This is a genomic window from Microbacterium esteraromaticum (assembly GCF_014084045.1).
Lineage (GTDB): Bacteria > Actinomycetota > Actinomycetes > Actinomycetales > Microbacteriaceae > Microbacterium > Microbacterium esteraromaticum_D.
On record NZ_CP043732.1, the window covers coordinates 103,199 to 115,888 of the forward strand.

Annotated in this window: 14 protein-coding genes; 9 read left to right on the forward strand and 5 right to left on the reverse strand. The window is 68.9% G+C overall.

The window, feature by feature from the left end; translation table 11 throughout:
* Window positions 1-93: 93 nt before the first annotated feature.
* The 8 genes from sdhC to FVO59_RS00540 all read left to right on the forward strand — a co-directional run bounded on the left by sdhC (window position 94) and on the right by FVO59_RS00540 (window position 7,020).
* Window positions 94-498 (forward strand): succinate dehydrogenase, cytochrome b556 subunit, encoded by a 405-nt coding sequence (sdhC, locus tag FVO59_RS00505; protein ID WP_524538374.1) that lies wholly within the window; start codon window positions 94-96, stop codon window positions 496-498.
* Window positions 498-941 carry a succinate dehydrogenase hydrophobic membrane anchor subunit gene (locus FVO59_RS00510; protein ID WP_182253643.1) on the forward strand — a complete coding sequence of 148 codons (444 nt, stop codon included), beginning with the start codon at window positions 498-500 and terminating at the stop codon, window positions 939-941. The genes sdhC and FVO59_RS00510 overlap by 1 nt, the downstream gene beginning before the upstream one ends.
* A gap of 17 nt (window positions 942-958) precedes the next feature.
* Entirely contained in the window at window positions 959-2,764 is a 1,806-nt protein-coding gene (sdhA, locus tag FVO59_RS00515) for a succinate dehydrogenase flavoprotein subunit (RefSeq protein ID WP_182253644.1), read from the forward strand.
* Window positions 2,765-2,766: 2 nt separating this feature from the next.
* Window positions 2,767-3,534 (forward strand): succinate dehydrogenase iron-sulfur subunit, encoded by a 768-nt coding sequence (locus FVO59_RS00520; protein ID WP_182253645.1) that lies wholly within the window; start codon window positions 2,767-2,769, stop codon window positions 3,532-3,534.
* A 77-nt stretch (window positions 3,535-3,611) separates the two neighbouring features.
* On the forward strand, window positions 3,612-4,535 hold the full coding sequence (locus FVO59_RS00525; RefSeq protein WP_182253646.1) for a YihY/virulence factor BrkB family protein: 924 nt from the start codon (window positions 3,612-3,614) through the stop codon (window positions 4,533-4,535).
* Between the two features lie 10 nt (window positions 4,536-4,545).
* On the forward strand, window positions 4,546-5,439 hold the full coding sequence (locus tag FVO59_RS00530) for an exodeoxyribonuclease III (RefSeq protein WP_182253647.1): 894 nt from the start codon (window positions 4,546-4,548) through the stop codon (window positions 5,437-5,439).
* 46 nt (window positions 5,440-5,485) lie between these two features.
* Complete coding sequence (trpS, locus tag FVO59_RS00535; protein WP_182253648.1) at window positions 5,486-6,490, forward strand: tryptophan--tRNA ligase; 1,005 nt, start codon at window positions 5,486-5,488, stop codon at window positions 6,488-6,490.
* 8 nt (window positions 6,491-6,498) lie between these two features.
* Window positions 6,499-7,020 (forward strand): hypothetical protein, encoded by a 522-nt coding sequence (locus FVO59_RS00540; protein WP_182253649.1) that lies wholly within the window; start codon window positions 6,499-6,501, stop codon window positions 7,018-7,020.
* A gap of 3 nt (window positions 7,021-7,023) precedes the next feature.
* On the opposite strand, the gene pth is transcribed toward FVO59_RS00540, so the two are convergent.
* Window positions 7,024-7,602, reverse strand: a complete 579-nt coding sequence (pth, locus tag FVO59_RS00545; protein WP_182253650.1) for an aminoacyl-tRNA hydrolase — start codon at window positions 7,600-7,602, stop codon at window positions 7,024-7,026.
* A 74-nt stretch (window positions 7,603-7,676) separates the two neighbouring features.
* On the reverse strand, window positions 7,677-8,285 hold the full coding sequence (locus tag FVO59_RS00550) for a 50S ribosomal protein L25/general stress protein Ctc (RefSeq protein WP_182253651.1): 609 nt from the start codon (window positions 8,283-8,285) through the stop codon (window positions 7,677-7,679).
* A gap of 214 nt (window positions 8,286-8,499) precedes the next feature.
* Between FVO59_RS00550 and FVO59_RS16305 the strand changes: the two genes are divergently transcribed.
* Complete coding sequence (locus FVO59_RS16305; protein WP_259363333.1) at window positions 8,500-8,625, forward strand: hypothetical protein; 126 nt, start codon at window positions 8,500-8,502, stop codon at window positions 8,623-8,625.
* 23 nt (window positions 8,626-8,648) lie between these two features.
* On the opposite strand, the gene FVO59_RS00555 is transcribed toward FVO59_RS16305, so the two are convergent.
* The 3 genes from FVO59_RS00555 to FVO59_RS00565 all read right to left on the reverse strand — a co-directional run bounded on the left by FVO59_RS00555 (window position 8,649) and on the right by FVO59_RS00565 (window position 12,682).
* Window positions 8,649-10,037: a GntP family permease gene (locus FVO59_RS00555; RefSeq protein ID WP_182253652.1), complete on the reverse strand. Its 1,389-nt coding sequence runs from the start codon at window positions 10,035-10,037 to the stop codon at window positions 8,649-8,651.
* 144 nt (window positions 10,038-10,181) lie between these two features.
* Entirely contained in the window at window positions 10,182-11,636 is a 1,455-nt protein-coding gene (locus tag FVO59_RS00560; RefSeq protein ID WP_182253653.1) for a gluconokinase, read from the reverse strand.
* Complete coding sequence (locus tag FVO59_RS00565) at window positions 11,636-12,682, reverse strand: zinc-binding dehydrogenase (RefSeq protein WP_182253654.1); 1,047 nt, start codon at window positions 12,680-12,682, stop codon at window positions 11,636-11,638. Before FVO59_RS00565 ends, FVO59_RS00560 begins: the two co-directional genes overlap by 1 nt.
* Window positions 12,683-12,690: the final 8 nt, after the last annotated feature.

Below are 12,690 nucleotides of genomic sequence, written 5' to 3' on the forward strand. Positions count from 1 at the left end.
GGATGAATGAGGTCGGGCGTGCCCGGATGCATGCACGACGTCTCATCGATCAGGGAGGACGACGTGTCCACGAGCACACGCTTGACACCGTCGATTTCGGAGACCACGTCGAGGTCTCCGCGCGGCACACTGTATCGAGGCCGCGAAGGCATGTGGTCGTGGGTGCTGCACCGCATCACCGGCGTCGCGATCTTCTTCTTCCTCCTCGTGCACGTCCTCGACACCTCGCTCATCCGCGTCTCGCCCGAGGCGTACGACGCGGTGATCGGCACGTACAAGAACCCGATCATGGCGTTCGGCGAGGTGGTGCTGGTCGCCGGCATCGCGTTCCACGCCTTCAACGGCCTGCGGATCATCGTCGTCGACCTGTGGTCGAAGGGTGCGAAGTACCAGCGCCAGCTGTTCTGGATCGTGCTGGGTCTCTGGGCCGTGGTGATGCTCGGCTTCGTTCCCCGCCACCTGTCGCTCGCGTTCGCCGGATTCGGAGGGGGTCACTGATGACCACGCAGACCGCTGCTCCCGCAGCCCGTCGCCAGCGCGGAGTCAACCTCGAGAAGTGGGGCTGGCTGTTCATGCGCGGCTCCGGCGTGCTGCTCGTCGTGCTGATCTTCGGCCACCTGTTCGTCAACCTGATGGTCGACGAGGGCATCCACCAGCTCGACTTCGCGTTCATCGCCGGCAAGTTCGCCACGCCCTTCTGGCAGTGGTGGGACGTGCTGATGCTCTGGCTCGCGCTGATCCACGGCGCGAACGGCATGCGCACCATCGTCAACGACTACGTCACCAACGAGAAGGCCCGCAAGGCGCTCGTCTGGGCGCTGGGCCTGGCGGCGGCGCTCCTCATCATCCTGGGCACCCTCGTGGTGTTCACGTTCGACCCCTGCGCGGGCGTCCTCGAGGACGGCTCGATGTGGGAGACCTGCCAGGCACTGGGCAAGTAAGCGAAGAAGGCAGATCATTGACTACGCAGACCTCTGACTCCGTCGTGCGCGACGGGGTGCACTACCACCAGTTCGACATCGTCATCGTCGGCGCCGGCGGCGCGGGCATGCGCGCGGCCATCGAGGCCGGCCCCGGCGCCAGGACCGCCGTGATCACCAAGCTGTACCCCACGCGCTCGCACACCGGCGCCGCGCAGGGCGGCATGGCGGCTGCCCTCGCGAACGTCGAGGACGACAACTGGGAGTGGCACACCTACGACACGGTCAAGGGCGGCGACTACCTCGTCGACCAGGACGCTGCGGAGATCCTCGCCAAGGAGGCCATCGACGCTGTCATCGACCTCGAGAACATGGGCCTGCCGTTCAACCGCACCCCGGACGGCAAGATCGACCAGCGCCGCTTCGGCGGTCACACCGCCGAGCACGGCAAGACCCCTGTGCGCCGCGCCTGCTACGCCGCCGACCGCACCGGTCACATGATCCTGCAGACGCTGTTCCAGAACTGCGTCAAGCTCGGCATCAACTTCTTCAACGAGTTCTATGTGCTCGACCTGATCACCGTGAAGGACGCCGCCGGCGCCACGCAGGTGGCCGGCGTGGTCGCATACGACCTCGCCACGGGCGACCTGCACGTCTTCCAGTCCAAGGCCGTGATCTTCGCGACCGGCGGCTTCGGCAAGATCTTCAAGACCACGTCGAACGCGCACACCCTCACCGGTGACGGCGTCGGCATCATCTGGCGCAAGGGCCTGCCGCTGGAGGACCTGGAGTTCTTCCAGTTCCACCCGACGGGCCTCGCCGGCCTCGGCATCCTGCTCACCGAGGGCGCCCGAGGCGAGGGCGCGATCCTCCGCAACGCGTCGGGTGAGCGCTTCATGGAGCGCTACGCCCCCACGATCAAGGACCTCGCCCCTCGTGACATCGTCGCCAGGAGCATGGTGCAGGAGGTGCTCGACGGACGCGGCGCCGGCCCCCACAAGGATTACGTGCTGCTCGACTGCACCCACCTGGGCGCCGAGGTGCTCGAGACCAAGCTGCCCGACATCACGGAGTTCGCCCGCACCTACCTGGGCGTCGACCCGGTCGTCGAGCCCGTACCCGTGATGCCCACCGCGCACTACGCGATGGGCGGCATCCCGACCAACAACGACGCCGAGGTGCTCTCCGACAACTCGACCGTCGTGCCCGGTCTGTACGCCGCCGGCGAGTGCGCATGCGTGTCGGTGCACGGCTCGAACCGCCTCGGCACCAACTCGCTGCTCGACATCAACGTGTTCGGCAAGCGCGCCGGCCGCAACGCCGTCGAGTACGTCAAGACCGCCGAGTTCGTGCCGCTGCCCGAGAACCCTGCCGGTTTCGTCAAGGACATGGTCGAGGGCCTGCGCAACAACCAGGGCACCGAGCGCATCGCGGTGCTGCGCAAGAAGCTGCAGGACGAGATGGACAAGGGCGCCCAGGTGTTCCGCACCGAGGAGTCGCTGACCCACGTGCTGGGCGTCATCGAAGAACTGCGCGAGCGCTACAGGAACATCCACGTCGACGACAAGGGCAAGCGGTTCAACACCGACCTGCTCGAGGCCGTCGAGCTGGGCTTCCTGCTCGACATCGCCGAGGTCGTCGTCTACGCCGCCCGCAACCGCAAGGAGAGCCGTGGCGGCCACATGCGCGACGACTTCCCGAAGCGCGATGACGAGAACTACATGAAGCACACGATGGCCTACCTCGTCGGCGATGCGCACTCGTCCGACGCCGCCGATCACATCAAGCTGGACTGGAAGCCCGTGGTCGTCACGAACTACCAGCCCATGGAGAGGAAGTACTGATCATGACCGATGTCGTAGAGGCACCCGCCGACGCCGCGAACGACTCGGGAGTGCAGTCCTTCCTGGTCACCTTCAACATCCGCCGCTTCGACCCCGAGGTCGACGAGGAGCCCCGCTGGGTCGACTACGACGTCGAGCTGTACGCGACCGACCGCGTGCTCGACGCGCTGCACAAGATCAAGTGGGAGGTCGACGGCTCGCTGTCGTTCCGCCGCTCGTGCGCGCACGGCATCTGCGGGTCGGATGCCATGCGCATCAACGGCCGCAACCGCCTGGCCTGCAAGACGCTGATCAAGGACCTCGACATCTCGAAGCCGATCTACGTCGAGGCGATCAAGGGCCTGCCGCTCGAGAAGGACCTCATCGTCGACATGGAGCCGTTCTTCGCCTCCTATCGCGAGGTGCAGCCGTTCCTCATCGCGAACTCGACCCCTGACAAGGGCAAGGAGCGCGTGCAGTCGATCACCGACCGCGCGATCTTCGACGACACCACCAAGTGCATCCTGTGCGCCGCGTGCACCTCGTCGTGCCCGATCTTCTGGACCGACGGACAGTACTTCGGTCCGGCGGCGATCGTGAACGCGCACCGCTTCATCTTCGACTCGCGCGACGACGCGGGAGATGTGCGACTCGACATCCTGAACGACAAGGAGGGCGTGTGGCGCTGCCGCACCACCTTCAACTGCACCGAAGCGTGCCCCCGCGGCATCGAGGTCACCAAGGCGATCGCCGAGGTCAAGAAGGCCGTCCTGCGCGGCGGCGCCCGCTGAGCGCAGCCAGCACCGTGCGCGCCCGACTGACTCGTTCAGCCGGGCGCGCCGCTGTTTGGGGGCGCCGGGCAGCCGGGATGTTCCCGGTGCGCGTATGGCGGCACTTCCTGCGCCGCAACGGCTTCCTGCTCTCGGCCGGCATGGCGTATCAGGCCCTGTTCGCCCTGTTCGCGCTGCTGTACGTCGCATTCGCGGGAGCAGGCGTCTGGGTGGGAGGCAGCGATGTCGCGGTCGACGCGATGATCCGGGCCGTGAACAGCTACATCCCCGGTCTCATCGGTCCTGACGGCATCCTCACCCCAGAGGCTGTGCGCGACGTCGCAGGCTCCGCGGCCGGAACGTTCACACTCACCGGCGCCATCGCCGTTGCGGTCGTGCTGTGGACCGCGGTGGGCGCGGTGACCTTCACCCGCCGCGCGGTGCGGGGCATCTTCGCCCTGCCCTTCGACTCGCGCAGCTACGTGCTGCTCAAGCTGCGCGATGCGGCCGCGGCCGCGGTCTTCGGAATCAGCCTGCTGCTGGGCGCGGCGATCAGCGTCGGCGGCGTCTGGGCGCTGCGGGCTCTGTTCGAGATGCTCGGCCGTGACGTGCCGAGTGCGACCCTCACCACCCTGGTGTCGGCGTCGTCGGTGCTCGTGATCGTCGTGATCGACGTGACGGCGATCGCCGCGCTCGTGCGGTTCCTGACCGGAACGACGATCCGCTGGCGTCGCATCGCCCCCGGCTCGGTCATCGGAGGTGTCGCGGTCGCCGTGCTTCAGCTCGGCGCAGGACTGCTGCTCGCACATACGCCCGGAAACCCGCTGCTCGCGACGTTCGCGGTGATGGTGGGTCTTCTGCTGTGGTGCCGGCTGATAGCCGCCGTGATCCTGCTGGCGGCGTCGTGGATCGCGCTGAGTGCAGACGATCGCGACGAGCCGCTGCTGGATCGGGATGCCCTCCCCCGACCCCTCCACGATCGACCTGCACTGCCGCGACGGGATGTCCGGACCCGTCGTTAGGCTGGTCGACATGCCCCATCTGCGTATCGCCTCTGTCAACGTCAACGGGATCCGCGCGGCCGTGCGCAACGGCATGCACGCCTGGCTCGAGTCGGCGGACGTCGACATCCTGACGCTGCAGGAGGTGCGCGCCGACGACGAGCACCTGAGCGCAGCCTTCCCCGACTGGCAGATCGTGCACGACAAAGCGACCGCGAAGGGTCGTGCCGGCGTCGCCGTTCTCAGCCGCACCCCTGCTCTCGCCTCCCGCACCGCACTGGGCGCCGATGACTTCGACTCCGCCGGCCGCTGGATCGAGGCGGACTTCGAGATCGGCGCTCTGCCGCTGACCGTGGTCAGCGCTTACGTGCACACCGGCGAGGCCGACACCCCCAAGCAGGAGGAGAAGTGGAAGTTCCTCGACGCGATGGGCGCGCGCATGGCGCAGCTCGGCAGCGGCGACGCGCACGCGCTGATCACCGGCGACCTCAACGTCGGTCACCGCCCGTTCGACATCATGAACTGGAAGGGCAACGTGAAGAAGTCGGGCTTCCTGGCGCGTGAGCGCGCCTACTTCGACCGCTTCCTGGGCGCCGCCGGGGAGGTCGTCACCGGTCAGGAGGGCATCGGCCGCGGCATGGTCGGTCAGCTGAGCGACACCCGCGCCTACGCCTCCGAAGGAGGGGGCGCAGGTCTCGGCTGGGTCGACGTGGGCCGCGCCCATCACGGCGAGGTGCCGGGTCCGTACACGTGGTGGTCGATGCGCGGCAAGGCGTTCGACAACGACAGCGGGTGGCGCATCGACTACCATCTGGCGACGGCACCGCTGGCCGCGAGGGCGACCGGCTACACCGTCGCCCGCGCGGCGACCTATGCCGAGCGGTGGAGCGATCACGCCCCCGTGATCGTCGACTACACCTACTGACCCCCTCGGCCACGAGTGGGCCATCCGGCACCCGTAGGATTGACCCGTGACGAAACCACGCCTCTACTCAGGAATGCAGCCCTCCGCCGACTCCCTCCAGGCCGGCAACTACATCGGAGCGCTCCTGCAGTGGCGTGAGATGCAGAGCTCGTACGACGCGTTCTTCTCCGTGGTGGATCTGCACGCCATCACGGTGCCGCAGAACCCCGAAGAGCTGCGCGAGAAGACCCGGCGCACCGCCGCCCAGTACATCGCCGCCGGAATCGAGCCGTCGAAGTCGACCCTGTACGTGCAGTCGCACGTGCGCGCACACGCCGAGCTCGCCTGGATCCTCAGCACCATCACCGGATTCGGCGAGGCGGGGCGCATGACCCAGTTCAAGGACAAGTCGCAGCGCTTCGGACAGGATTCCACCTCGGTCGGCCTGTTCACCTACCCCGTGCTGATGGCCGCCGACATCCTGCTCTACCAGAGCGAGCTGGTGCCGGTCGGCGACGACCAGAAGCAGCACGTCGAGCTCACCCGCGACCTCGCCGAGCGGTTCAACGGCCGGTTCGGGGAGACGTTCACCGTGCCGACCCCTGTCATCCAGAAGGACACTGCTCGCATCTACGACCTGCAGAACCCCACGTCGAAGATGTCGAAGTCGGCCGAGAGCGACGCCGGCGTGCTGTGGCTCCTCGACGACCCGGCCACGTCCGCGAAGAAGATCATGCGCGCCGTGACCGACAACGAGGGCTCGGTGCGCTTCGACCGCGAGGGCAAGCCCGGTGTGTCGAACCTGCTCACGATCTACGCCGCCCTCACCGGCCGGCAGGTCGGCTCGATCGAGGACGAGTACGCGGGGCGCGGATACGGCGACTTCAAGAAGGACCTTGCCGAGGTGGTCGTCAGCGAGTTCGGGCCCGTGCGCGAGCGTGCGAACGCGCTGCTCGATGACCCCGCCGAGCTCGACAGGCTGCTCGCCGTGAACGCGGCGAAGGCCGACGAGGTCGCGGATGCGACCCTCGCCGACGTGTACGAGCGCGTCGGTCTGCTGCGCCGCGTCTGAGGAGCGAGATGTCAGAGCCGTTCGTCCCGCCGCCGGTTCCGCCGGCTGCTCCGTTGCCGCAGGCGCCGCCGCCTGGTGCCTACCGTGTTCCCGTAGGCGGGTATCAGGCGCCGATCGGCGGCTACTCCGCGCCTGCGGCGACGGCCCCCTCACGGGCGACGGGTGCACTGGCGCTCGTCGCCTCGCTGATCGCGGCTGTCGTCGCGCCGATCGTCGCCGGAGCGCTCGCCCTGCGGATCGGGATGCTCGTGTCGGTGAACGACCTGGTGAGCGTGGCGGGCGACTTCGTGGTCGCCGCCCTCTCCCCCGCTCGCGCCGAGACGCTGTGGGCTGAGATCATGTTCTGGCTGGGCACCGCGCTCGGGCTCTTCGCCGTCGTCGGCGGGATCATCGCGGTCGCGCGCCGGCGCGGGCGTGGCATGGGCATCGCGGCGATCGTGATCGCCGCGATTGGGCCGGTGCTCTTCTTCCTCGCCGTGACGCTCATGTTCGGCATCGGCAACGGGATCGCCTTCGGCCCGATGGTCTGAGGCTCAGCGCGAGTGGTGGCGCTGCTGCGCGGCCAGCAACCCGTCGTCGACCAGCTGCTCCACGGCATCCGCCGCGTCGGAGATGAAGATGGGCAGTGTCTTCAGCTCGACCGAACCGAACGGCGCGAGCACCCAGTCGGCGGGATCCTGGCGTCCGGGCGGGCGGCCGATGCCCGCTCGCACGCGGAGGAAGTCGGGGGTGGTGAGCGTGCGCGCGATGTCGCGCACGCCGTTGTGCCCGCCGTGCCCTCCGCCGATCTTCATGCGGATGCTGTCGAACGGGATGTCGAGCTCGTCGTGCACGACGATCACGTTCCCGGGCTCGACCGAGTAGAACCGCGCGAGGGCCGCGACCGGAGTGCCCGAGGTGTTCATGTACGAGTTGGGCTTCGCCAGCACCATGCGGTCTCCGCCCGGGCGCAGACGGGTCTCGACCACCCGCGCGCCGGCCTTGTGCTCGCGGAAGCGCTCGCCGCGTCGGTCGGCCAGCTCGTCGACGACCATCTGCCCGATGTTGTGACGGGTCGCCGCGTAGCGCGGGCCGGGGTTGCCGAGGCCGACGATCAGCCAGGTCGTGGTCATGCGTGTCCTCTCGAGCGGATATGACGGAGGGGACGCGATCAGCTCGCGCCCCCTCCGTCCGGATCGTCAGCGGATCACTCCGCGGCGGCCTCCTCGGCGGGGGCCTCGGCGGGAGCCTCAGCGGACTCCTCGTCCTCAACCGGGGCGGCCGGGACGGAGATGGCGACCACGAGGGTCTCGGGGTCGGCGACGAGCGTGACGCCCTTGGGCAGCTTCACGTCGGCGGCGGTGATGTGCGCGCCCTCCTCGAGGCCCTCGACCGAGACCTCGACGTTCTCGGGGATGTGGGTGGCCTCCGCCTCGACCGCGAGGGTGGTCGCGTCGAGGTTGGCGATGGTGCCTGCGAACGACTCACCGGTCACGACGACCGGGAGGTCGATCGAGACCTTCTCGCCCTTCTTCACGACCAGCAGGTCGATGTGCTCGATGATCTGGTGCACCGGGTCCTTCTGCACGTCCTTGACCAGGGCGAGCTGCGAGGTGCCGTCGATGTCGAGGTCGAGCAGAGCGTTCGCGCGGCGGATGATGAGCGACACCTGGTGCCCGGGCAGCGCGACGTGCACCGGGTCGGTGCCGTGGCCGTAGATCACCGCGGGGATCTTGCCGGCTGCGCGCAGACGGCGGGCGAAGCCCTTGCCGAAGCTGCTGCGGATCTCGGCGACGACCTTGTTCTCGTCAGACATGTTGTTCTCCTTCAGGCACGCGGGACGGGGCCGCGCGATGGTCATGGTCTCGGAAACCTCGGAAGCGGACACGAGGATGCGAGACGCTGCGCGGCTGGATCATCCAGCCGACCACCGTGCTCACGTCACCGCGTCGATAACGGATGCGCGCACGAACGCGCTCCCTCGCCGAGGAACTCCTCCATCCTACCCGAAAGGCCGATAGGCTGTGGGCATGCTCGATGCCGCCTTCCTCTCGCACGTCCTGCTCTGGGTCATCGGCGCGATCGCCGTCTGCGGCGTCGTGTCGTCGTTCGCCGCGATGTTCTCGCTGGGACGCTCGGGCTACCGCAAGGACTGACCGCTCCTCGCACCGGGCGCCGCTTAGGCGAGCGATGCCACCAGGTACACCACCAGCACGATCGCGAACGCGAGCAGCGACTGGATGGTCTGCTGAACGGTCCATGTCTTGAGAGTGGTCTTCACGTCCATTCCCATCAGGCGACCCACCAGCCAGAAACCCGAGTCGTTGACGTGGCTCGCGATCACGGAACCTGCTGCGGTCGCGAGAGTGATCGCGACGACCTCGAGCGGATTGAAGCCTCCCCCCAGCACCGCGGGGGCGACGAGTCCGGCAGCCGTGACGAGCGCGACCGTCGCCGAGCCCTGCGCGATGCGCAGCACCGCGGCGATGACGTAGGCCGCCACGATCACCGGCAGCCCCATGCCGCTCAGAGTGTCGGACAGCGCGTCGCCGATGCCGGACGAGCGCAGCACCCCGCCGAACATGCCGCCGGCGCCGGTGATCAGCACGACGGAGCAGATCGGGCCGAGCGAGGAGTCGATGATCTTCTCGAGCGCGCTGCCTTCTTCACCGCGCCGCCAGCCGAGCACGAGCAGCGCCACCAGCACGGTGATGGTCAGCGCGACCGGCGACTGGCCGATGAAGATGAGCACCTGCGCCCAGAGCTCGGTGGCGTCGATCACTCCCGCGCTGCCGAGAGTGCTCAGACCGGTGTTCAGGAAGATCAGGGCCATAGGCAGGAGCAGCAGCATGATGATCGTCGAGACCTTGGGCGGGTCGGCGGGCTGATCCGGGTCCTCGCCGCCGAACAGCGACGGAACGGGCAGGATCCAGTGACTGCCCACGAACCTGCCCCAGAGGTAGCCCGAGAGGTACCAGACCGGGAGGGCGACGAGCAGACCCACCAGCAGCACCAGGCCGATGTTGGCCTCGTAGGCGGCCGACGCGGTGACCGGGCCCGGGTGCGGCGGCACGAAGACGTGCATCACCGAGAACGCCGCCGCGGCGGGGAAGCCGAAGAGCAGCACGTTCGTGCCTGACACGCGTCGTGCGATCGCGAAGATGATCGGCAGCATCATGATGAGTCCAGCGTCGAAGAACATCGGGAAGCCCAGGATCAGCGAGGCCACGCCGAGCGCGAGCGGCGCGCGCTTCTCGCCGAACACCTGCACGAATCTGTCTGCGAGCGCATGCGCCCCGCCGGAATGCTCGATGAGCCTGCCCAGCATGGCGCCGAGTCCCACCAGCAGCGCCACGCTGGCCAGTGTGCTGCCGAAGCCCCCGAGCGAGACGGTGATCACCTGCTCGAGCGGGATGCCGGCGACGATCGCCGTCAGCAGCGACACGATCACGAGGGTGAGGAAGGCGTGCAGCTTGAAGCCGATGATCAGGATGAGGATCAGGGCGATCGCGCCGCCCGCGATGAGCAGCAGCGGTCCGGCGGTGAGGGTCTGTGTCCAGTCTTCCATGTGGCATCTCCATCGACGCGCCGCCTGTCACGGTCTGTGGCCGGTCGGTGGCCACACGCTAACAGACGGCTCTCGGGTTCGGGCGCCTCGTCGGCGCGATTCGGTCAGGTCTGCGCAGCGGACCCGATGATGTCGGGAACGGGGTCAGGTCGGAGTGGGAACGGCGAGTCGATCGGCGGGCCTCGTCCGGGCGTAGCCGTCGAGGTAGCGTTCGCGCTGCACGTCGAGAATCGCCGTGCGCTGCGGGTCGGGAACGAGCATCCTGGGCGCCGACGCGCGCAGGGCGGGATGATCGGCGTCCTCGCCGGCGTGCTCCAGCGCCAGTCGCGCCGCGCCGACCAGGCTCGTGTGCTGCAGATCCGACACCTCCAGCGGCATGCCGAACACATCAGCGGCGAGCTGCGACCAGTAGCCGGAAGAGAGCACCCCGCCCGAGATCACGATCCGCTTCGGCTGCCCGTTCAGGGAGACGAGCTCGGTGAAGCAGTGATGCAGCGAGTACACGATGCCGTGCAGCACCGCCTGGTACAGGTCGATGGCGGAATGGTGCGGCTCGACCTCGAGGAACCCGCCGCGACGGCGGTCGTCCCAGCCGGGGCTGCGCTCGCCGAACAGGAACGGCAGGAACAGCGGCAGGTCGGAGCGGGCCGGGTCGAGCAGGGCCTCGAGCGCGGCGTAGTCCACGTCGGGGAAGAGTCGCCGCCTCGCCCAGTCGACGCAGTTGCCGCAGCCGCTGGTCGCCGCGCCGCTGAGCCAGCCGGCGGGTGAGCGGTACGTCCACGTGCCGGTATCCGCGGCGAAGGACGGCAGCGCCGCCGTCATCCGCAGCGCCCCGCTCGTGCCCATCGAGAAGGTCATGTCGCCGATGCCGGATGCCCGGTCGCCGATCTGATTGAGCCCGCCGTCGGGGCCGGGCACGAGCACGGGCGTACCTGCCCGCTGCCCGAGGAGGGCGGCCGCTTCGGGCTGCAGGGGCGCCCAGGCGCTGCTCGGCTTCAGCTCGGGAAGCAGGACGGCGCCGATGCCGAGGCGCTGTCGCACCTCGGCATCCCACTCCCCCGTCTCGACCGAGATCAGCCCGGTGCCCGATGCCGTCGACAGGCTCGTCCATGTGCGCCCGGTGAGACGGGCGAAGACGAGTCCGCCCTGGTCGAGCATGAGCAGCCCCCGGAGGTCGACGCCGTCTCGCACCAGCTGGGCGAGCTTGAACGCGGGATAGCTGGCGTTGACCAGGCATCCGGTGCGCCGCCGGAACCACTCGACGAACTCCGGATCCGATCGCCAGCGGGATGCCACCTCGTGCGCGCCGGTGTGCGGCCATTCGTACACCGGCGTCACGGCGTGCAGGTCCGGCGTGCGCAGCGTCATGCCGTGCCACGTGCTCGACAGCGCGATGACGTCGACCGGGCGACCTGCGGCCGTCTCGCGTCCGAGCGCGAGCAGCTCGGCGGTGATCACGTCACCGTCGCGCGCAGGGCTCTCGTCACTGAAGCGACGGGTGCGCACCTCGACGACTCCGGTGCCCGAGTCGAGGATCAGGCACTTCGCCGAGGTCGTGCTCGCCTCGAGGACGAGGACGACGTTCCCCGCGCCCGGCATCAGCCGTCAGTTCCGAACGAGAGCAGCACCTTGCACGAGCGCGAGGCGTCCGCTGCGGTCTCGAACGCGTCGACGGCCTGCTCGGTGCGGTGGGAGGGAAGCACATGGCTGATCACGCCGGTCACGTCGATGAGTCCGGACGCCAGCGCGTCGATGACCTCGGCGAACTCGTCTCCGAACCGGAACGAACCATGCAGGGTGAGCTCCCGCGTGATCGCCGTCGCGATCGGAGCCGGCACCTGACCGGCAGCCTGCAGCCCCAGCAGCACGACGTCGCCACCGCGCACGGCCGCCCCGACCGCGGCCGCCAGTCCCGGCACCGTGCCGCTGGACTCGATGACGATGTCGGCGTGCAGCTGCTCGATGGCCTCCGAGTCCCGTGCGTCGAGGGCGTGGGCGCCGCGAGCAGCGGCGATCTCTCGCGGCATCGCGTGCAGATCGGTGACGGTGACCCGCTCGGCGCCGAGGCCCTGCGCCACTGCGGCGGCGAGCTGGCCGATCGGGCCCGCGCCGATCACAGCGATGCTGCGCCCGGCGACCGGCCCGGCACGGTGGACGGCGTGCCAGGCGACCGCGGCCGGTTCCGCCAGCGCGGCTGTGCGCAGGTCGAGGGTCTCCGGCAGGGCGAACAGCATGCGCGTGGGCAGCGCCACCCTCGACGCGAACGCTCCCTGCGTGTGCGGCAGATGGAGGGCGGATCCGAGGTAGCTGGATGCAGGAGCAAGGTTGGGACGCTCCGCCGGCCATGGCGTCCTTCCGTCGCCGTGCGGGGTGAGCGGATGCACGGCGACCGGGGTCCCGGCTGCGGGCCCGCTGCCGTCGGCCGCTACGACCGAGACGATCCCGGACACCTCGTGGCCGAGCACCATCGGCTCACGCAGCACCGACGCACCGGCCGCGCCGTGTCTCCAGTAGTGCAGGTCTGAACCGCACACCCCGCCGTAGGCGATGTCGACGATCGCCTGATCGGCGGTCGGCGAGGGTGCACCGAGATCCTCGACGCGCAGGTCCCCTGCCGCGTATGCGATCACACCCGGGTTCGACATGGTGCGCT

What these genes read in the sequence shown, in the direction of transcription:
- FVO59_RS00510 (WP_182253643.1), top strand. Translation starts at nt 498, where the DNA reads ATGACCACGCAGACCGCTGCTCCCGCAGCCCGTCGCCAGCGCGGAGTC.
- FVO59_RS00520 (WP_182253645.1), top strand. Translation starts at nt 2,767, where the DNA reads ATGACCGATGTCGTAGAGGCACCCGCCGACGCCGCGAACGACTCGGGA.
- FVO59_RS00525 (WP_182253646.1), top strand. Translation starts at nt 3,612, where the DNA reads ATGTTCCCGGTGCGCGTATGGCGGCACTTCCTGCGCCGCAACGGCTTC.
- FVO59_RS00530 (WP_182253647.1), top strand. Translation starts at nt 4,546, where the DNA reads ATGCCCCATCTGCGTATCGCCTCTGTCAACGTCAACGGGATCCGCGCG.
- FVO59_RS00540 (WP_182253649.1), top strand. Translation starts at nt 6,499, where the DNA reads ATGTCAGAGCCGTTCGTCCCGCCGCCGGTTCCGCCGGCTGCTCCGTTG.
- pth (WP_182253650.1), bottom strand. Translation starts at nt 7,602, where the DNA reads ATGACCACGACCTGGCTGATCGTCGGCCTCGGCAACCCCGGCCCGCGC.
- FVO59_RS00550 (WP_182253651.1), bottom strand. Translation starts at nt 8,285, where the DNA reads ATGTCTGACGAGAACAAGGTCGTCGCCGAGATCCGCAGCAGCTTCGGC.
- FVO59_RS16305 (WP_259363333.1), top strand. Translation starts at nt 8,500, where the DNA reads ATGCTCGATGCCGCCTTCCTCTCGCACGTCCTGCTCTGGGTCATCGGC.
- FVO59_RS00555 (WP_182253652.1), bottom strand. Translation starts at nt 10,037, where the DNA reads ATGGAAGACTGGACACAGACCCTCACCGCCGGACCGCTGCTGCTCATC.
- FVO59_RS00560 (WP_182253653.1), bottom strand. Translation starts at nt 11,636, where the DNA reads ATGCCGGGCGCGGGGAACGTCGTCCTCGTCCTCGAGGCGAGCACGACC.
- FVO59_RS00565 (WP_182253654.1), bottom strand. Translation starts at nt 12,682, where the DNA reads ATGTCGAACCCGGGTGTGATCGCATACGCGGCAGGGGACCTGCGCGTC.